This is a genomic window from Saccharibacillus qingshengii, assembly GCF_013185195.1.
Classification (GTDB): Bacteria; Bacillota; Bacilli; order Paenibacillales; family Paenibacillaceae; genus Saccharibacillus; species Saccharibacillus qingshengii.
In genome coordinates this window covers 14,350-33,129 of the sequence record NZ_JAAZWC010000027.1, presented here as the reverse complement: position 1 = coordinate 33,129, position 18,780 = coordinate 14,350, and the positions used below count along the sequence as shown (strand labels likewise).

At 56.8% G+C, this 18,780-nt stretch carries 16 protein-coding genes; 8 read left to right on the top strand and 8 right to left on the bottom strand.

The window, feature by feature from the left end; all coding sequences use genetic code 11:
* Positions 1 to 4 precede the first annotated feature (4 nt).
* The gene (gene infC / locus HRQ60_RS18980; RefSeq protein ID WP_172198829.1) at positions 5 to 502 is read right to left on the bottom strand and encodes a translation initiation factor IF-3; all 498 of its coding nucleotides are present in this window, start codon (positions 500 to 502) and stop codon (positions 5 to 7) included.
* 297 nt (positions 503 to 799) lie between these two features.
* Complete coding sequence (locus HRQ60_RS18975) at positions 800 to 2,038, bottom strand: glycosyltransferase family 2 protein (protein WP_172198828.1); 1,239 nt, start codon at positions 2,036 to 2,038, stop codon at positions 800 to 802.
* A 546-nt stretch (positions 2,039 to 2,584) separates the two neighbouring features.
* Here HRQ60_RS18975 and HRQ60_RS18970 point away from each other — a divergent pair.
* Positions 2,585 to 3,112 carry a phosphatase PAP2 family protein gene (locus HRQ60_RS18970; protein WP_172198827.1) on the top strand — a complete coding sequence of 176 codons (528 nt, stop codon included), beginning with the start codon at positions 2,585 to 2,587 and terminating at the stop codon, positions 3,110 to 3,112.
* 116 nt (positions 3,113 to 3,228) lie between these two features.
* Positions 3,229 to 4,371 carry an MGDG synthase family glycosyltransferase gene (locus tag HRQ60_RS18965; protein WP_172198826.1) on the top strand — a complete coding sequence of 381 codons (1,143 nt, stop codon included), beginning with the start codon at positions 3,229 to 3,231 and terminating at the stop codon, positions 4,369 to 4,371.
* 179 nt (positions 4,372 to 4,550) lie between these two features.
* Here the strand turns inward: HRQ60_RS18965 and trmB are convergent, their stop codons facing one another.
* Positions 4,551 to 5,351, bottom strand: coding sequence for a tRNA (guanosine(46)-N7)-methyltransferase TrmB (trmB, locus tag HRQ60_RS18960; protein ID WP_172198825.1), 801 nt, complete (start codon positions 5,349 to 5,351; stop codon positions 4,551 to 4,553).
* A 360-nt stretch (positions 5,352 to 5,711) separates the two neighbouring features.
* Entirely contained in the window at positions 5,712 to 5,897 is a 186-nt protein-coding gene (locus tag HRQ60_RS18955) for a hypothetical protein (protein ID WP_172198823.1), read from the bottom strand.
* 265 nt (positions 5,898 to 6,162) lie between these two features.
* Between HRQ60_RS18955 and mnmL the strand changes: the two genes are divergently transcribed.
* The 3 genes from mnmL (at position 6,163) to HRQ60_RS18940 (ending at position 9,048) form a co-directional block, all read left to right on the top strand.
* Entirely contained in the window at positions 6,163 to 7,125 is a 963-nt protein-coding gene (gene mnmL, locus HRQ60_RS18950) for a tRNA modification radical SAM protein MnmL/YtqA (RefSeq protein ID WP_172198820.1), read from the top strand.
* Positions 7,126 to 7,129: 4 nt separating this feature from the next.
* Positions 7,130 to 7,741, top strand: coding sequence for a tRNA 5-(aminomethyl)-2-thiouridylate-methyltransferase MnmM (gene mnmM / locus HRQ60_RS18945; protein WP_172198818.1), 612 nt, complete (start codon positions 7,130 to 7,132; stop codon positions 7,739 to 7,741).
* 236 nt (positions 7,742 to 7,977) lie between these two features.
* Entirely contained in the window at positions 7,978 to 9,048 is a 1,071-nt protein-coding gene (locus HRQ60_RS18940) for an alpha/beta fold hydrolase (RefSeq protein ID WP_172198816.1), read from the top strand.
* A gap of 160 nt (positions 9,049 to 9,208) precedes the next feature.
* Here the strand turns inward: HRQ60_RS18940 and recQ are convergent, their stop codons facing one another.
* Entirely contained in the window at positions 9,209 to 11,158 is a 1,950-nt protein-coding gene (gene recQ, locus HRQ60_RS18935; RefSeq protein ID WP_172198814.1) for a DNA helicase RecQ, read from the bottom strand.
* 628 nt (positions 11,159 to 11,786) lie between these two features.
* On the opposite strand from recQ, the gene HRQ60_RS18930 reads away from it, so the two are divergent.
* Positions 11,787 to 12,776, top strand: coding sequence for an RluA family pseudouridine synthase (locus HRQ60_RS18930; protein WP_172198812.1), 990 nt, complete (start codon positions 11,787 to 11,789; stop codon positions 12,774 to 12,776).
* Between the two features lie 140 nt (positions 12,777 to 12,916).
* On the opposite strand, the gene HRQ60_RS18925 is transcribed toward HRQ60_RS18930, so the two are convergent.
* The 3 genes from HRQ60_RS18925 to HRQ60_RS18915 all read right to left on the bottom strand — a co-directional run bounded on the left by HRQ60_RS18925 (position 12,917) and on the right by HRQ60_RS18915 (position 15,863).
* Entirely contained in the window at positions 12,917 to 14,560 is a 1,644-nt protein-coding gene (locus HRQ60_RS18925) for a hypothetical protein (RefSeq protein WP_172198810.1), read from the bottom strand.
* Between the two features lie 6 nt (positions 14,561 to 14,566).
* Positions 14,567 to 15,043, bottom strand: a complete 477-nt coding sequence (locus HRQ60_RS18920; protein WP_172198808.1) for a hypothetical protein — start codon at positions 15,041 to 15,043, stop codon at positions 14,567 to 14,569.
* Positions 15,044 to 15,218: 175 nt separating this feature from the next.
* A complete protein-coding gene (locus HRQ60_RS18915) occupies positions 15,219 to 15,863 on the bottom strand; it encodes a cyclodeaminase/cyclohydrolase family protein (protein ID WP_172198806.1) in 645 nt (214 codons plus the stop codon).
* Positions 15,864 to 16,107: 244 nt separating this feature from the next.
* On the opposite strand from HRQ60_RS18915, the gene HRQ60_RS18910 reads away from it, so the two are divergent.
* Positions 16,108 to 17,091 (top strand): Gfo/Idh/MocA family protein, encoded by a 984-nt coding sequence (locus HRQ60_RS18910; RefSeq protein WP_172198804.1) that lies wholly within the window; start codon positions 16,108 to 16,110, stop codon positions 17,089 to 17,091.
* Between the two features lie 103 nt (positions 17,092 to 17,194).
* Complete coding sequence (locus HRQ60_RS18905; protein ID WP_172198801.1) at positions 17,195 to 18,766, top strand: glycine betaine uptake BCCT transporter; 1,572 nt, start codon at positions 17,195 to 17,197, stop codon at positions 18,764 to 18,766.
* Positions 18,767 to 18,780 lie beyond the last annotated feature (14 nt).

The following is an 18,780-nucleotide window of genomic DNA, read 5'->3' as shown; positions in this document are numbered from 1 at the left end:
CCCCCTATTGGTTTTTCGGACCCAAAATCATAATCATGCTGCGGCCTTCAAGCTTCGGCTGACGCTCGACGACGGACAATTCCGCCACTTCGTTCCGAACGCGCTCGAGCACTCTTTGGCCGAGCGATGCGTGCGTGATCTCGCGGCCGCGGAAACGCACGGAGCATTTCACTTTGTCGCCGGCTTCGAGGAACTTCACCACGTTGCGGAATTTCGTCTGATAATCGTTTTCTTCGATGTTCGCGCTGAAGCGAACTTCTTTGAGTTCGACGATCTTCTGATTTTTGCGGGCTTCCTTGTCTTTCTTTTGCTGCTCATAACGGAACTTGCCGTAATCCATAATCCGGCAAACCGGCGGTTTCGCTTGTGGCGCCATGTTCACCAAATCCAAATTCAGGTCTGCTGCCATCTGAAGCGCTTCACGAATCGGCTTAATTCCGATTTGCTCGCCTTCCGCGCCTACCAGGCGTACTTCGCGCGCCCGGATTTCCTCATTGATCATATGGTCCTTACTAATAACCGTCCACCTCCGAATCGAGTTTGTTGCAGGGGCTTATTTGCCCATAATAAAAGGGATACGGACAAACTGTCCGCATCCCGGTGATCTTCAATCTTCATGAGGAAAAACTCTTCATAAACGATCGGATCGGGAACCAGCCGACAATGCCGGGTAGGTGAGAAGCGGAGCTTCTGCTTTTGAATCCTAATGGTTAAACAACACTTTGACTACTATACCGGAAAGTCGCATTCTTGTAAAGACCTTTTTCGAAAATTGTTTGTGCGGCTTTCCGGTTTCTTTTTAGCTTTGTTCGCTTTGCATTTCGTCCAGTCTAACGACCCGGGTATGCTTGGTGTGGCTCCACTGCTTGTTGTTCTGCGTGAAGAACGCATAGAACGTGATCGGGAACCACGACAGCAGGTAGATCGGGAAAAGCAGCATATACACATACACTTTCCACGATTTGACCTTTTCCAGAATCATGGCGACGAAGAATACAGCGACCTGGGCCACAATGGCTCCGGCAGCTACCCACAGCGGCATGTACGTATACATGGTCACCAGATGCGGGCCGTCAAACAATACGATGTCGCCGTACAGCACGACGGTCAGCATCAGCGTCAGCAGCACGCTGTACACGTTGACCGCGTACAGCGCCATGTCGAACTTCACCAGGCTGCGATCGCGGATACTTTTCCATAGAAGCGGGAAGAAGTATTTGCGCGCTACCGTGAAGTGTCCCTGCATCCAGCGCAGACGCTGAACGGAGGAAGCTTTGAACGTCAGCGGCTTCTCGTCGTAAATTTTCGCGTGATAGTTGAACTTCGGATATACGCCGCGCGCGACGCACCGCATGGTGAACTCCAAGTCCTCGACCAGGCTCGTTGCGCCCCAGCCCATTTCCTTGAGCAGCTTGTTGTCGAAACACATGCCCGTGCCCCCGAGGAAGTTGGCCATGTTCAGGTTATGGCGCGACAGCTGCCACAACCGGTTGATGTACCAATACGAAATCCCGTAAGCGGCCGTGATCCACGAATCGTTCGGGTTCTTCGTATCGATGTAACCCTGGATGACTTGGGCTCCCCGGCAAAGATCGTCGTTCATGCCGATCAGGAAGTCCGTGTGGGCCAGGTTGTCCGCGTCCAGCATCACGATGCCGTCATATTCGCGGTCGAGCTTCCAGAGCTCTCCCAGCATCCACTCGATGGCGTATCCTTTGCCCCGGAGGTTAGGATTCGTACGTACGCAGGCATTCCAGCCGTGTTCGCGCACGATCTCCGCCGTTTTGTCCGTACAGTTATCGCAAATGACGAATACGTCGTACAATTCCTTCGGATACTTGAGACGTTTCAAGTTTTCCATGAGCGCCCCGATGACCTGCTCCTCGTTGTGGGCGGCCACCAGAATGGCGAACGACTTTTGCGGTTCAAACGGTTCCTGCTTTTTCTTTTTGTACAATCCGAACAGTGCGAAACCAAACTGATACACTCCGATTATGGCCAGCAGCACCTGGAGCGTCATGAATATTCCTTGCAGCATGATTGGTTGAACCCCCTTTTTGTTACCCCTATGTTCACAGAAAGATTCTTTTTTTGTGTTTTCTGTGCCTTGTGTTCCGCAGCGACCTTGCATGACCCTGTTTTGTTTGTAGACGGTTAGAAATCGTTCTTTTCGATTCTGGCGATTTTGCGGACATTTGTCAAAAGCGTGAATTCGTGATGCGGGGCAAAAAAAGAAGCCCTTGCCTTCAAATTCGCCGCAGCACCCTGCCGTTTCGCTTCCGCAGCGCCATTTCGTACGGATATCGCCGGCTTTCGAGCTTTCGGCCCTGAAAAAGCTTGGACTCTCGGGATTCGCCCACCTCCCGTTCTTCCCATCTTTAATAATAAACGTGAAAGGATGATAAAAGTTGGGCAAATTCGGTTAATTTTTTTTAACCCTATTATAATTCCCTTGAATCATTGTATAATTCGGGGTTGATAGAGTCAAAACTGCCACCCGCTATGGAAACCGTCGTTTCGCAGCAAAAAAAGATAGCCCCGTCGCCTTCTCCAATCGCTCGGGCTCTTTCTCCGGAGGTATCTTATGCGTAGCCTGCTGATTAAGCTGAGCCAACTGGACCAGCGCCTTTTCAAATGGGTCAATGGACGTCTGCACCACCGCGTCTTGAGTATCCTGCTTTATTACCTGACGCATTTGGGCGGCGCCACCTTCACGATCACGGCGACCGTCCTCGCCTCCTGGCTCGCTCCAGCTCCATGGAACTCGGCGGCTCTGCATTCGCTTGTGGCGCTTGCCGTCAGCCATGTGCCGGTCGCGATCGTCAAAAAGCTGTACCCGCGCGTGCGGCCCCATCTTGCGCTGCCGGAAACGAACACGTTCCGTAATCCGCTTGTGGACCATTCGTTCCCTTCCGGACACACGACGGCCATCTTCTCGGTCACGGTCCCGATCATGATCCTGATTCCCTGGACAACGGCCATTCTGCTTCCGATCGCGTTAATTGTAGGAACCTCCCGCATGTACCTCGGTCTGCACTATCCGTCCGACGTGCTGGCAGGGGGAGTGATCGGCTCTCTGACCGCTTGGCTTACGGTTGCATTATGGCCTTAAAGCGGCTATCGTAGGAAGGGTAGCCGCCTGCAAAAACAGGCAAATCGAAAAATGGGCCCGTCTTTCCGCGTCACGGACGACGGCAGCGGGCCTTTGCGAAAAAGGTGACGAAAAACGTGTCCAAATACAGAGTGCTGATTCTGTCGGAAGGTTTCGGCACCGGGCATACGCGGGCCGCCTACGCCCTGTCCGGCAGCCTTCGCAAGCTTTCTCCCGACGTTCAGGCGCGGGTGCTGGAACTGGGGAGCTTTCTGAACCCCAAAGTCGCGCCGCTGTTCATCAACGCCTATAAGAAAACGGTGGTTACCCAACCCCGGTTCGTGAGCATGATGTACAAACAGCAGTACAAGAAATCGCTGAACCGTCTGACCACGCTTGCTCTGCACCGGCTTTTCTACGCGCACGCGCGCGAAGTCGTCGAGCAGCTCAAGCCGGATCTCGTTGTCTGCACGCATCCGATTCCGAGCGCGGTCATCTCCCGGCTCAAACGATTGGGCCTGCGAGTTCCGCTCTGCACGGTCATTACCGATTACGACGCGCACGGAACCTGGATCAGTTCGGGCGTGGACCACTACCTGGTTTCCACGCAGGAAGTCAAAACCAAGGTTCTGCAGCGCGGCGTCTCGCCGCTGCGGATCGACGTGACCGGTATTCCCGTTCATCCGAGCTTCTGGGAACATCCTGTCAAAGCGGGCATTCTGCAGGACATGGGACTCAAGGATATGCCTACGGTGCTCGTCATGAGCGGCGGCTGGGGATTGATGAACGGAGACGTACTCAATCCTTATCTAACCCGGTGGCGCCAGAATATCCAGCTGGTCTTCTGCGTCGGCAGCAACGAAAAAGCGATGCGGAAGCTGAAAAAAGATCCCCGTTTCCAGCATGAGAATGTCCACGTGATCGGCTATACCAAAGAGATCGACAAACTGATGGAAGCTTCCGACCTGCTTATTACGAAGCCGGGCGGCATGACCTGCACCGAAGGACTGGCCAAAGCCATTCCGATGCTGTTCCACAATCCGCTTCCCGGTCAGGAAGAAGAAAACTGCGAATACTTCACCAGCAAAGGTTGGGGAGAACGGTTGTCTTCGCTTGAGGTGGTCGGCAAATGGATGTCGCGCCTCACGGACGAACATGAATATGCGGAGCTTGCGAGGCGCCGCGCGGAAAGCCGTCTGAACATCGAGAAGCTGCGGCCGATGCAGAGCGCCAAGCGCATTATCGAAATATTGGAAACCACGAATAAGGTGTCTCTCTGAGCGATTCAGGGAAGGCGCCTTTTCTTTTTGGGGATAGGGGAAAAAGCAGAAGAAAAAAGGGCAGGTCGTTCGGGAGTGACACTTCCCGTGAACGGCCTGCCCTTGGTTGTAAAAACATGCTTCAAGTTCGTTTTTTAGCTTCAAGCTCGAAGGCAAGTTTTTAAGACTGCACCAAAAGATCAGGCTTCGCTTCCGGACTTCTCGTCTTCGGAAGCTTGCGCCTGCTCCTCGGCTTCTTCGGCGGCGAGGGCCGCTCTCTCGTCGGGCGAGATGCGGTAAGGCTCCATACGGATCTCGTCGTAGCGTTCGAGCGCACGCTCGCCGATCACGACTTCGCAGCGATGGATATTCATGCCTTTGCCCATGAATTTATGTTCGTATTCCGTCATGACGTGTTCTTCGTTGATACCGTCGCGGTGCAGGTTCAAGCTGATATTGGTCATCTGCAGTCCCGAGTCCGCAAACGAATTCAGCGAGAATTCGAACAGCGTCTCCGAATCCGTCTTGAAATGGATCTGTCCGTCCGTGTTCAGCACGCGCTTGTACATCTCCAGGAAACGGGGATGCGTCAGGCGGCGGCGGGCATGTTTCTTTTTCGGCCAGGGATCGCTGAAATTCAAATAAATGCGTTCCAGTTCGCCCGGCGCAAAAATATCTTCGAGCTTCTCGACGTTGGCGCGCGCGAGCATCAGGCTCGGCGGCGTCTCGTGGCCGAGTTCCGCCCAGGCCGCTCTCGCTTTCTCGCTTGCCCGGCGAACCAGCTCGTCGTACATGTCGATACCGATAAAGTTCGCTTCGGGATTGCGCACGCTTGTGCCGCTGATAAAGCGCCCTTTGCCCATGCCAAGTTCCACATAAATCGGATGGTCGTTGCCGAACAGCTCGGCCCAACGTCCCTTATACTGTTCCGGTTCGAGAACAACCAATTCCGGTTGTGCCTCCAGGTTTTCCCGGATTCCTTTTCTTCCGCGTAAACGCATGTCATTCCTCCGCTATAAAAATCTCGGCTCGGCGGCTGCAAACCCGATCCTCGGCTGCCGGCGCCATGTTCTGCCGACGATTCCGATCGTCTTTGTCGCCCGCCTCCCGCTTCGTTCGAATCGATGTCCGCTTCCGGGCCAGCCTCCGCCTTATTGTGCCCAAGTTCCCGCGAAAAGTAAAGATCAAAAACGGACGATGAACCCCGCCAACGCCTTTCCGCGCGAAAAAGAAGCCCTTCCTCGAGGAAGGGCTTCCTAATGCGGCTTCCGGCGAACAAAACGTTTGCCGAAACCGCTCATCTATGCCGGGACAGATAATCCGGTTAACCGAAAGGGCACGTATTCGAACCCCAGTCTCGTTTATTCCGCGCGATCCTCGGCAATATCGAATGCCTTTTCAAAAGCACTGCGAATTTTCTTGCGGGCATCCACTTCAATCTTATGTCCGTTGTGGAAACGTACGCCGGTCAGCGCCAACGCTTCTTCGCGGGTCAGTTCAACCGATACTTTCTCGTCCGCATGATTCGCTGCAAATTGAGTTGTCATCGTCAATCACCTCTTCATTTCTATAAAATAATCGGCTTGTGCCGGGCTTTATTGATAGCGTTACCATTGTTGATGCGACGCTGTTTAACCCGTCTTCCGATCTCGGGATAAATATAACACATCCATGTAATATATATCAAGCGCAAAATTTATTTTTTTAACTTTTATTTTTCGGTTCAAAACGGTGTTCACCGAATTGATGTTTTTTCTTCCTGCCGATTTTGCTAGAATTAAAGATTGACTGATACCGAAAGGAGTTCGACCCATGTCTTCCCTTATCCCGACGATCGAACCGGCAGCGCCGCTGCTCTGGAGCGACAAGCGATTCCATACCTGGAATACCGAAATGCACGACCAATTTGGAGACAAAGTATTCAAGGTCATGCTCGATGCCGGATTTTCCTGCCCCAACCGTGACGGCTCGATCGCCAAAGGCGGGTGCACCTTCTGCAGCGCACGCGGATCGGGCGATTTCGCCGGCAGCCGCCGCGACGATCTCGTTACCCAGTTCAACAATATCCGCGACCGCCAGCACCTGAAATGGCCGAGCGCCAAATATATCGGGTATTTCCAGGCCTATACGAATACGTATGCGCCGGTTGAGACGCTGCGCGAATATTATGAAGAAATCCTCAAGCAGCCGGGCGTTGTCGGGCTTGCTATCGCTACTCGGCCGGACTGCCTGCCCGACGAAGTCATCGATTATCTGGCCGAATTGAACGAACGAACTTATCTGTGGGTCGAAATGGGCCTGCAAACGATCCACGAATCGACTTCCGTGCTCATCAACCGGGCGCACGATACGGCCTGCTACGAAGAAGCGGTTGCCAAGCTGCGCGCACGGGGAATCCGCGTTTGCGCGCATATCATTTACGGTCTTCCGCAGGAAACGCACGAAATGATGCTGGATACCGGACGTGCCGTCGCCCATATGGGCGTTCAGGGCATCAAGATCCATCTGCTGCATCTCATGCGCAAAACGCCGATGGTCAAGCAGTACGAAGCCGGACTGCTCCGTTTGCTGGAGCGGGACGAATATATCGGCCTGATCGCCGATACGCTGGAGATGCTTCCTCCGGAAATGATCGTACACCGCCTGACGGGCGATGCGCCTCGGGATCTGCTTGTCGGTCCCATGTGGAGCCTGAAGAAATGGGAAGTGCTGAACGGGATCGATGACGAGCTGAAACGTCGCGGTACCTGGCAGGGCAAGCACTGGAAAGGTTGATCGTATGGGATTCGTATCGGTGCTTAACTTCGCCCAGCAGCTGATTCAAAAAAGGCTGCAGCCCGGCGAGATCGCTGTCGACGCTACCGTGGGTACGGGTGCGGACACGCTGTTTCTGGCCCGGCTTGCCGGAGCCCGGGGGCGCGTCTACGGATTCGATATCCAGCAGAGCGCGCTGGATCGGGCGCGGGCGCGTCTGGAGCAGGAAGCGCAGGGAAGCGGTCCGGGCCGTCGCCCTGCAGCAGGCGGCAGGATCGCTTATGCCGAGCTGCTGCTGCGCAGCCACGCGGAAATGGCCCAGGCGCTGCCGGCCGAATCCCATGGCAGGGTCGGCGCGGTCATGTTCAATCTCGGCTATCTGCCGGGAGCCGAAGATCTCAGCGTCATGACGACGCCGGCATCGACGCTGCCCGCTCTGGAAGCGGCGCTGTCGCTGCTGCGTCCCAAAGGCATTCTGACCGCGGTGCTGTATCCGGGGCATGACGGAGGCGGCGCCGAAGCGCAGGCAGTCGAAGCCTGGGCCGGCGGCCTGCCGGTTTCCGCGGCGCGGGTGATTGTCTACCGGCAGCCGCAGCGGCCGGAAGCCCCTTATCTGATCGCGGTCGAGAAGATTTAGCCGGTCTGCCGCGAAGAACCCGTAGCTGACAGCGTGCAAACGACTTATAAAATCTAACGAATAAGCAGATCCAGCCGAAAATCCGGAGCGCCGCTCCTATAGGATTTTCGGCTTTTCTTTGCGTATATCGGCCTATTCGCAATCGGATCCCTTCAAAAACGGGTATACATCAGCATGAAGACATCTTCGGCCAAGCCGGAAAAGCAGATATCCAGACATCCGGGAGGGATCACACCATGCGCAGCCAACGAAGCGGCGATTCGGCGCGATTCGCGCTCAAGCCGAAATTCCCCAAAGCGAGAAAGACCAGAACGCCGGGCCGAATCGGTACGGATAACCAGCAGTCCCTGCCCAGACAGGCAGACCATCCGGGCAGCTCGTTCATGCTCGAAGGCGCCGACGAAGTCTCGGTCTTCGTCAGCGCCTGGCCCGTGGAACAGCCGCGTGCGGTCGTGCAGATTTCGCACGGCATGGGCGAGAACGGCGGCCGCTACGCCGCGCTCGCCGCGGCCCTGAACGCGGCGGGCTATGCCGTGTACGCCGGCGACCATCGCGGCCACGGCCGTACGGTCGGCGATACGCCGGCCGGACCGCTGCGCCAGGGCTACGCAGGGCCCGATGCGCTCAACGGTATGGGCCGCGACCTGGTCAAGGTCGCGGCGGAGATTCGCCGGCGCCACCCGGGGGCGCCGGTCGTTCTGCTGGGCCACAGCATGGGCTCGTTTCTCGCCCGGAAGCTGATGGCCGACCGTCCGGCGGAATACGCCGGCTTTATCCTGACGGGAATCGGCGGCGAACGCGCGGCGCTGCCGCTGAAGCTCGGCGGCGCGCTGGCCGCCGCCGAAGCGCGGCTGCTCTCGCCCGCGTTCGCTTCGCTTGCGTTGAACGCGCTTGTCTTCGGCCCGTTCGGCCGCGGCTTCAAGCCTCGCCGCACCCGCTTCGACTGGCTGTCGCGGGACGAGGAAGCCGTCGATCAATTTGCGCGCCATTACGGGCAGACGCTGTTCAGCTGCGGATTCTACCGCGACTTCTTCCAGCTGCTGCTGGAACTGCAGCAGCCGGAATCTATCCGGCGAATCGACCCGGAAGCCCCCGTGCTGCTCTGCTGCGGCGAGCTTGATCCCGTAGGCGGCGCGGAAGCGCTGGAAAGCTTGAAGAACGCTTACGAGCAGCGCGGACTCGCGGATCTGGACTGCCGGCTGTACCGCGAAGCCCGGCATGAGCTCGTATTCGAGACCAACCGCGACGAAGTGATCGCGGATTGGATCGTCTGGCTGGACGGCCATTTCCCGGCAGCGGAGAAATAAATCAGAACGCAGGAAGCGTCTTCTTCTGCGCCTTTCCACGACAAAAAAGCTTCCCGCAGTATGCGGGAAGCTTTTTTTTATCAACCGAAATGCCTGGGCGGCTTCTTTGCAGCTCCGGGCCTGTCTTCGCTCCCGGTCAGCTTCTTCCTTCGGCCGGCTCTCAGGAATCGTGATCCTCGTAATAGGCGAACAGACTGGAGTCGTCTTCCGGCGGAGCTTCCATATCGTAATAGCCTCCGTCGTCGACATCCGAACTTCCGCCGCCGGCATCGCTTTCCCGGTTTTGGAAAAACTCCAGGAAAGGACGGCCGTATTTGCGGTATTTCACTTCGCCCACGCCTTTGATCCGCAGCATCTCGAATTCCGTTCTCGGCTTATGGATACTCATCTCGCTCAGCGTCGCATCGTTGAAGATGATATAGGACGGCACATGTTCTTTCTCCGCCAGCTCGCGCCGGATCAGGCGCAGCTGCTCGAAGATGGTGATCTCCACCGCAGACAGCTTGGCGTCCGCGCGCGGACGGCTGCTCCGCGAACCGGAAGCCGCCGCGAACGACGCTTTGCGGGCTTCGCGCTGGAACACCTGACGGCCGCCTTTGAGCACTTCCGTGGCCAGCGGACGCAGCTTGACGACGGGATACTGCCCTTCGGTCAGCTCCAGATACCCTTCCGAAGCCAGGACATTGATCATGTCGACGATTTCTTTTTCCGTTTTGCCGTTCATCATGCCGTACGTCGATAGCTGGTCGAACTTGTACTGCAGCACCTTTTTGTTGCGCGAGCCTTTGAGTACGCCCGCCACCATCGAAGCGCCGAAACGCTCTCTCATCCGGTAGATGCAGGAGAAGATCTTCTGGGCCTCCACCGTAATATCGATAATTTCGCGGTCGTCGCGGCACGAACTGCAGGTTCCGCACGGTTCATCCGCGTGTTCTTCGCCAAAATAATCCAGCTGGGAGCTGCGCAGGCATCGGGTCGTATAACAGTAGTCAACCATCTGCTGCAGCTTGCGGTATTCGTTGTGACGCCGTTCTTCTTCCTGTCCGTTCTGCTCGATCAGGAATTTCTGGACGACGATATCCTGCGCGCTGAAGAGCAAAATACATTCGCTCGGCTCGCCGTCGCGTCCCGCACGTCCCGCTTCCTGGACATAGGCTTCCATATTTTTGGGCATATTATAGTGGATGACGTAGCGGACGTTGGATTTGTCGATCCCCATCCCGAACGCATTGGTCGCCACCATCACACGCACATCGTCGTACAGAAAAGCTTCCTGCGCGCTTTCGCGCTCCACGTCGCTCATGCCCGCGTGGTAGCGCCCCGCGGACAAGCCCTGCATCGACAGCTTAGAATACAGCTCATCCACTTCTTTGCGCGTTGCGGCATAGACGATCCCCGCTTCGCTTGCATGCGTTTTGGCATAGTCGAAAATATAGTCTTTCTTGCTCTCGCCCCGCAGCACGGAAAACGCCAGATTGTCGCGCCCGAGTCCGGTAACGAACGTATTGGCTCCCTGCAGCTCCAGCAGCCGGACGATATCGTCCATGACCTGCGGCGTTGCCGTCGCGGTAAAAGCGGCCACGGTCGGACGGTGCGGCAGCGAATCGACGAACGGCGCGACGGCCAGGTAACTCGTCCGGAAGTCGTGTCCCCACTGCGAGACGCAGTGCGCTTCGTCGACGGCTACGCAGTCGATGCGCAGGTTGGACATTTCTTCGCGGAACCAGTCCAGCTCAAGACGCTCCGGCGCCACATACAGCAGCTTCAGCTCGCCGCGCTGCGCCGCACGGATCCGGTCGTTCACTTCGCGTCCGCTGAGCGTACTGTTGATATAGGCCGCCGCGATTCCGTTGGTAACAAGCGCGTCCACCTGGTCTTTCATAAGCGAGATCAGCGGCGAGACGACCAGCGTCAGGCCTTCCATCATCAGCGCGGGAATCTGGTAGCAGATCGATTTACCGCCGCCGGTCGGCATAATGCCCAGCGTATCGCTGCGCGTCAGCAGACTTTCGACGATCTTTTTCTGACCTTCGCGAAAATCGGGATAGCCGTAATACTTCTGCAGCAGCTCTCCGGCCTGCTCCATCAGCTTCGTTTCTTCGATAGCCATTATGCAAAACTCCTTAAAGGGAATGCCTCGGTCGGCATTCCCGTATATTCACTCTTCTTCGGCACCCGGCAGGAAGTCCGTTATCGCGGCATGTATCGATGCAGCCCCGCTTCCCGCCTAAGGCGTTCTCCGGGACTGCGCATTTTCGGTATGCCGCTGTTCGTTCGGAAGCTTCGGCAAGGACGCGGGATCGGCCGAACCGTTCTCCGCCGCGTCATCGATGCGTTCTTTCTATATTTTACCGGGCATCCCCCGATCGGGCAACCGCCGTACGCGAACAAATATTCTTTTTTTCAAAATCCGTCACGTTCGCTTGGACTGTCTTGATGCACACGGGCGCGCCCGACGGGACCTAGGAAAAGAGCATCCTTCGGTTCGGAAAAAATGGCATGGCCGCACTCATCATGGCTCTGGTCGCGATCACGAGCATCAGCCGGGTCACGATCGCCACCCGGCTGATGCCGGTCTGACGGCAGACACGCAGCCCGATCCCGTTATCCCTGGCCTTTTGACGGCGGCTCTGGTATAGTGAATTCGGCGATTCCCGGTCCGGACGGCTTATTTTCCGGCTCTCCGAACGGCCGTTTGCGCCCTACGATCCTTTTTCCAGAATGGAGCTTATCCGATCATGGCTTATACGAATAAACGACCAGGCGGCAAGAAACGCCCTCCCGGTGTCCAAAAAGATAATTCCTTCGCGGTTCGCGAAGAAGCGCGCCGTCAAAAAGCCGAAGCGCAGTCCCGCAGCTTTACGGTCTCGCAGCCGGCCGAACTTCTGGCTTTTCTGCTCGAGCATCTGAAAGGCATGGGCCGCAACTCCGTCAAGTCGGTGCTGGCACACGGACAGGTCCGGGTCGACGGCACCGTCGTCACCTTGTACGATCATCCGCTGCAGCCCGGCCAGACCGTGGTCATCGGCAAAGAGCGCGCCAAACCGAAAGTCAAACTGAGCGGCCTGCGCATCCTGCATGAAGACGAAGACGTCATCGTGATCCGCAAAGAAGCCGGTCTGCTGTCCATGTCTTCTTCGCGCGAAGAAGACAATACCGTGTACCGCCAGCTGATGGGCCATATTCGCCAAAGCGACCAGCAGGGCCGATTGTTCGCGCTGCAGCTGCTCGAAAAAGACGCTTCCGGTGTGATGCTGCTGGCAAGAAACACAGCCGCCAAGGAAGCTCTGATGGAACAATGGGATGCAGGAACGATCAAACAGGCCTATACGGTACTTGTCGAAGGCAAGGTAAGAGCGGAGTCCGATACCGTCACTTCCTGGCTGCGCGAGACCAAAACGCTCAAGATGTACGCCAGCCGTACCGAAGGCGACGGTCTGCGTGCCGTGCTGCATTACAAACGCCTTCGGGCCAACGGCCAGGCGTCGCTGCTCGAAGTCACGACCGAGACCCACCGCAAGAACCAGATCCGGGCCCAGTTCGAGGACATCGGACATCCGATCGTCGGCGATAAGAAATACGGTTCGGCGCTGCGTATTCTGGGCCGTCTCGGCCTGCATGTGCACAAACTGAGTTTCGTCCACCCGACCACCGGCCGAACCTCCACTTTCGAAACGGAAGTACCTAAATCTTTCCTCTCGCCTTTTAACGAAAGCGAACCGGTTTAACAACAATATCGGCGAAGCAGCAGATCCCGAAGCGGTAATCCATTCGGAACTCCCGCGCTGTGCACAGCCCAAACAGTCACGTTCCTCCAAGGAACGTGACTGTTTGTCATACCCGGACATGCGGCGGATCCTGCGGGAGCTTAGACCGCGTAGTCCGAAAATCCCGTTTCTTCGCCGTTGATCGATGCCTGTGCTTCGCCGCCTGCTCCAAGCGCAAGCGCAAGCCGCCGACTGTGCAGACTGCGATAGCTGACAGTTCGGCCGTCTTCACCGAACACAGGCGCTCGGCCGCGCATCAATTCGGCGAACCCTTCCAGGTCTTCGACATCGAGACTTTCCGCTTCCTCGACACTTGCCGCTTCGATCACGACGGCACCGCAAGGTCCTGTACTGCGCACCAGTATCCGGTCGCCGCTCTCTTCCGATTCGAAACCGTGCCGCAAATAAACGGCCAGATAAGCACCTCCGGCCTGCACGAAGACGGACCGCTCTTCACGGATCCATTCGCCTTTGGGCAGGACGCCGACCAGGGTCGGGTCTTCGTGATCGGGCACCGGATACAAGGCCATAACGACGCCTCGATCCGGCAGAATATGTTCAAACCGGCTGGCGTGCCGCAGATCATCGGCCGAACCCCCGGAAGCCGGATGCAAAAAGTACGCCTGGTTCACGACGCTGCCCAGTTCGTAAGACAGCGGCAGCGTCACATCCCAGCGATGCTGCTCGTTATCGAACTCTTCCGAGCGTTCCCACATCCCGCCGACCGCGTAGCTGTCGGTCAGGTACGTATAACTGTGCAGCTCGCGGGCGGAACCGTCCGCCTGCGGCTTGAGAATCTTCTTCTTGACTTCGACCGGGACGAGACGGTCCATTGCCGCGATTCTTGCATCCTCGGGCGCTTCATAGAACAGGAATCCCGCGTATTCCGCCCGCACCAGCTGCGGCGGCAGCCGGAAATCGCCATACTGCAAATAATCGAAGACGACATTCCCGTCTTTGGGCGTATCCGAATCCAGCTGCCGGGCATGCGGCCCGGCCCAGGCTCCGCCGATATAATGCAGCGAGCGCTCGCGCCACAGATAGTCCAGTATCCGGTTCAGATCGTCCGTAATCTCCGCGTCGTCCAGCAGCAGACGGGCGCAGGTGAAGGCCTGGACCCAATGCCAGAACCACGGCTGGGAACCGTATTCGTGCATGCCGCGTTCGTTCAACCGCGCAAGCAGATTCTTGAGCGAGCGCCGTCCGTCTTCCAGCAGAGACTTGTCCGCATAATGCGTGCCGAACAGCAGCTTGGCCGCCGTATACTTGGCTTCGTGATGTCCGTATTCGCGCAGCGGTCGATCGTAGAACCGACTGTCGTAGACGGCTTTCAGCGCCGCTTCGAACCGTTCCAGCAGTCCGGGCGTCAGCGAATCGCCGCACCGCTCGACAAAATACAGCATCAGGCTGCCCATTAGTTCGACCGGCAGCGGGTTCGGTTCGGCGGTCTGCGGGTCGTCGCCCAGATGCAGCGGCCAATGGCCGTAGGTTCTGCTGTCTGCATCGCGATCCTGCAGATCGAGCACAAGCCCCAATACGTCTTCCGCCGTGGCTTTGGCTTGTTCCCGGTCGAACCGGACCCGAATTTCCGGATCTTCTGCGGCGGCGTACAGATACGAAGCGTAATAGAAATTATTCCGTATATCGTCATGGAACCACAGACCGCTCGGCAGGCGTTCACGGCCTGCCGCCTGGGCGGCCATTTTCCCGACAACCTGCCGGCTTCTTTTTTCCAGACTCAGCATGATGGATCAGTTCCCTCCTTTTCGATAGGCGCCGCGGGCATATTCCCGGGCACAGTTCTCCAGCAGCAGACAAAATGAACGGTTCTGCCCCAGCATGAACGAAGACAAGTCGTAGCGGCGGCGAGAAGACTCATAGGAGACGAGCAGACGCCGCCCCATCCGAACTGCCGCATAATCGACAAACGCCTGCGCCGCCCGGCTCTCCACCAGCGTAACGTACGCATACAGCGAATGTTCTTCGGGTTCGTCCAGCGGACTGACACCGGCGCAGGAAAATTCCGTTTGTACGCCGGACTCATTCAACAGCCGAAGCGCCTCCAGCAGTTCGGTATCCACTTCGACGCCATTCAGCTCAGACAGCCGCTTGGGAGCCCGGCGAATCTTCTCGCGACCCGCCCAGCGCTCCAGTTCCATCCTTCGCCGCTTCCATTGTTCGGGAGTATGTTCTCCGCTTATGATTTCATCCGGCAGACCGCCGTGCATAGATTCATCTCCCTGTTCGTTATCCTTGTATCGGTCGGCCTCCTAAGTGAATCTTCATTCAAAAGGCATCCGTCCGCAAATCAAAGACCGGCCGCCTCCTGTAAGCGAGGGTTCCGGTCCTGTTTCTCCATTATGCCATTCCTCGGGTTCCGGCGCTATCCGCCTTCGATTTCGGTCAACTGCCGCCCCGGCTCTCTTCCGCGCTTCGTTCGATCGCGCGCGTGACTTCGTTCAGTCCCCATTCCTTGAGCTTCTGGGCTTCCAACAGCAGCACGTCGGCTTCGTCTCCGTAAGCTTCGCGCGTGCGGGAATCCCGGCAGGCGGGCAGATTGATCTTGACCGTCAAATAGGCCGACCGCGCTGCCGCTTCAAACATGACGAGTCCGATTCCGAGATCGGACAGCACATGCGAACGGGTTGCATCCGCAATGCCGCGTGCGCCGCGAAGTCCCCGAACGCAGACTTTCATCAAATCCAGCGGCACTTGAATCGTGCGCTCGACTGCGGCGGCAACGGCTTCGTCCTCTTCGTCCCCCTCTTCGCTTGCTTCCAAATAAGCGGAGAAACTGCGCATATCTTCGTTCATCAACCGTTCGCATTCGGCCGCGATTCCCTGCATTTCCTGTTCGGCCTCGTTCATTCCGGCCTGCTGCTCCGGTGTACGCCCGCGGTGCGACAGACTTGCCGCCATCGAAGTCATCGCCGATCCGAGCGCCGCCGCCAGGGCGGAGGTACTTCCTCCGCCCGGTGTCGCTTTGGAACTTCCGGCACCGGCTACAAACTCGCGAATCGTTCGATCCCAAGGGGATTGTTCAGGCATGGTTTCCAGCTCCTTTCCGGCTTGCGGAAACGCAGAAGCGTTTCCTTATTCTTGGACCTATTACCCGAGCCGCCGCCGGCCAAGCGCCGGATCGTCGAAATTCCGGGAACTTTTTCATTTTTTTGTCCATGCGCTCCGCCAGAAGCGAAATCAAAAAAAGTTGAAGCGAACCGGGCGGTCCATGTTATGATAAACGGGAATGTTAACGGTATCTTCAATACATGAGCTGGGAGTGGATTACTTCATGATTCGATTCGGGATGATCGGCACGAATTTTATTACGGAACGCTTTATCGACGCGGCGCAGCAGGCGGATGGGCTTGCACTGGCCGCGGTCTACTCGCGGACCGAAGGACGCGCGCGGGAATTCGCGGACCGTTACGGGATCAGAGCTACGTTTACGGACCTGGATGAAATGGCCGTTTCCGACCGGATCGACGCCGTCTATATCGCGAGCCCCAACTCTCTGCATGCGGAGCAGGCCATCTTGTTTCTCAAGAACGGCAAGCATGTCCTGTGCGAGAAACCGATGGCTTCCAACAGCCGCGAAGTCCGCGAGATGTTCGCGGCCGCCGAAGAAGGCGGTGCCGTGCTGATGGAAGCAGTCAAGACGACGCTGCTTCCTTCCTTTGCCCTGCTGCGGGAGAATCTGCACAAGATCGGGCCGATCCGGCGTTATTTCGCCAACTACGGCCAGTATTCTTCCCGCTACGACGCCTACAAGGAAGGCATGGTGCTCAATGCGTTCCGACCGGAGTTCTCCAACGGAGCGCTGATGGATCTGGGCCTGTACTGTATCTATCCGATGGTGCTGCTGTTCGGCCGGCCGCAGGAAGTCAAAGCAAATGCCTATATGCTGGAATCCGGGGTAGACGGCGAAGGCAGCCTCCTGGCCCGCTATGCGGATATGGATGCGGTCGTGATGTTCTCCAAAATCACCGATTCGCTCGTACCCTCGGAGATTCAAGGAGAACTCGGCAGCATTCTGATCGACAAGATCAGTGAGCCGGGCAGCGTGCAGATCCGCTACCGCGACGGCAGTATCGAAGATATCAGCGAGCCGGCCGGCAAGCCGGTCATGAGTTACGAAATCCAGGAATTCGTCGACGTGATTCGCTCGGGCGCTTCCGAATCCTCCGTCAATTCGCGTGACTGTTCGCTCGCCGCTGCCGAAGTCATGGAAGAAGCCCGCCGACAGTTCGGACTTGTCTACGCCGCCGATCTCTGATCGGCTTTTTTTTCGTTTGTCTCCTTGCTGGGTAAATCACTGTCAGCAGGCCTGCTCGGTCGATGCTCGATTGGGAATACATACTCGGGAAGGGGTTGAATTTATGGTTTTCGCCGTCGCTTTGGCGATTATTCTTGCTTTTGTCTTATGGGGCGCTCTGTTTCCCGATCAGTTGGGAAGCTCTGCGCAGATGGCTTTGGATTTTTCCACGGAAAAATTCGGCTGGTTTTATCTGCTTTCCGCTTTCGGGTTTTTGATTTTTGCCCTCTATCTGGCGTTCAGCCGTTTTGGCCGCATCAAGTTGGGCAAAGACGAAGATGAGCCCGAATACTCGACAACCTCTTGGTTTGCCATGCTGTTTAGCGCAGGCATGGGGATCGGTTTGGTGTTCTGGGGGGTTGCCGAGCCGGTGTCCCATTATATCGACCCGCCGGAAGATACGGAGCCCGGTACCGCGCAGGCGGCACGAATCGCGATGCGTTATTCCTTTTTCCATTGGGGACTGCATCCGTGGGCGATCTACTCGGTCATCTCTCTCGCACTCGCTTACTTCCAGTTTAGAAAAGGCTACAAAGGACTAATCAGTTCCACATTCGTTCCTCTGCTCGGCGACCGGGTCAATGGGCCGATCGGCAAGACCATCGATGTGCTCGCCGTCATCGCAACCGCTTTTGGCGTGGCGACGTCGCTCGGCTTGGGCACGCTGCAGATCGCAGGAGGAATCCAGCAAATATTCGGTTATGCCAGCACTACCGTCGTTCAGGTGCTTATTATCGCGGTTGTGACCGTATTGTACCTGATCTCTTCGACGACCGGACTGGACAAAGGCATACGCATTTTGAGCAATGTGAACCTGATTGTCGCTGTCGTTCTCATGCTGTTCGTTTTGTTCGTTGGCCCTACCGCTTTCATTTTCGATACTTTCACCGTTACACTTGGAGGCTACGTACAAAATCTGATCCAGATGAGCCTGCGTATGACGCCGTTCTCCGACAGCACCTGGGTCGCGGCTTGGACACTGTTTTACTGGGCCTGGTGGATTTCCTGGGCACCGTTTGTCGGTACCTTTATCGCCCGTGTATCTCGGGGACGCACGATTCGCCAGTTCGTTCTGGGGGTTCTGCTCGTTCCCAGCCTGTTCGGCTGTTTCTGGTTCGCCGTATTCGGCGGTTCGGGCATTTACTCCGAGCGCTTCCAAAACAGCGGCCTTGCCGAAGCGGTTAAGGAAGACGTTACTTCCGCGCTGTTCCTGATGCTGCAAAACCTTCCTCTGGGATCTATTGCCGCTGTAATCGCGCTGCTGTTAATCGCCATGTTCTTTATTACTTCGGCGGATTCCGCTACGTTTGTACTGGGTATGCTGTCTTCCAACGGCAACCTCAACCCTTCTTCAAAAATCAAGATTACCTGGGGCCTCGTGCAATCGTCGATCGCAGTCGTCCTGCTGATCAGCGGCGGCTTGACTGCCCTGCAGACCGCTTCCATTGTGGTTGCCCTGCCTTTCGCCATTATTATGATCGGCATGTGCGTCTCGCTCCACAAAGCGCTGTCCGAAGAAGACCGGGAAATCAAAAAACGCGAGAAGCGCATGATCGCCGATTACAAAGCCATGCTGGATGCCGCAGCCGCAGGGGAAAAAGAACTTTCCATCAAAAATAATCAAAAATTTGACTAATTTCCGTTCTCTTT

Bases quoted from the DNA above. Each gene is read 5' to 3' on its own strand.
- infC (WP_172198829.1), bottom strand. From the start codon at position 502: ATGATCAATGAGGAAATCCGGGCGCGCGAAGTACGCCTGGTAGGCGCG.
- HRQ60_RS18975 (WP_172198828.1), bottom strand. From the start codon at position 2,038: ATGCTGCAAGGAATATTCATGACGCTCCAGGTGCTGCTGGCCATAATC.
- HRQ60_RS18970 (WP_172198827.1), top strand. From the start codon at position 2,585: ATGCGTAGCCTGCTGATTAAGCTGAGCCAACTGGACCAGCGCCTTTTC.
- trmB (WP_172198825.1), bottom strand. From the start codon at position 5,351: ATGCGTTTACGCGGAAGAAAAGGAATCCGGGAAAACCTGGAGGCACAA.
- HRQ60_RS18955 (WP_172198823.1), bottom strand. From the start codon at position 5,897: ATGACAACTCAATTTGCAGCGAATCATGCGGACGAGAAAGTATCGGTT.
- mnmL (WP_172198820.1), top strand. From the start codon at position 6,163: ATGTCTTCCCTTATCCCGACGATCGAACCGGCAGCGCCGCTGCTCTGG.
- mnmM (WP_172198818.1), top strand. From the start codon at position 7,130: ATGGGATTCGTATCGGTGCTTAACTTCGCCCAGCAGCTGATTCAAAAA.
- HRQ60_RS18940 (WP_172198816.1), top strand. From the start codon at position 7,978: ATGCGCAGCCAACGAAGCGGCGATTCGGCGCGATTCGCGCTCAAGCCG.
- recQ (WP_172198814.1), bottom strand. From the start codon at position 11,158: ATGGCTATCGAAGAAACGAAGCTGATGGAGCAGGCCGGAGAGCTGCTG.
- HRQ60_RS18930 (WP_172198812.1), top strand. From the start codon at position 11,787: ATGGCTTATACGAATAAACGACCAGGCGGCAAGAAACGCCCTCCCGGT.
- HRQ60_RS18925 (WP_172198810.1), bottom strand. From the start codon at position 14,560: ATGCTGAGTCTGGAAAAAAGAAGCCGGCAGGTTGTCGGGAAAATGGCC.
- HRQ60_RS18920 (WP_172198808.1), bottom strand. From the start codon at position 15,043: ATGCACGGCGGTCTGCCGGATGAAATCATAAGCGGAGAACATACTCCC.
- HRQ60_RS18915 (WP_172198806.1), bottom strand. From the start codon at position 15,863: ATGCCTGAACAATCCCCTTGGGATCGAACGATTCGCGAGTTTGTAGCC.
- HRQ60_RS18910 (WP_172198804.1), top strand. From the start codon at position 16,108: ATGATTCGATTCGGGATGATCGGCACGAATTTTATTACGGAACGCTTT.
- HRQ60_RS18905 (WP_172198801.1), top strand. From the start codon at position 17,195: ATGGTTTTCGCCGTCGCTTTGGCGATTATTCTTGCTTTTGTCTTATGG.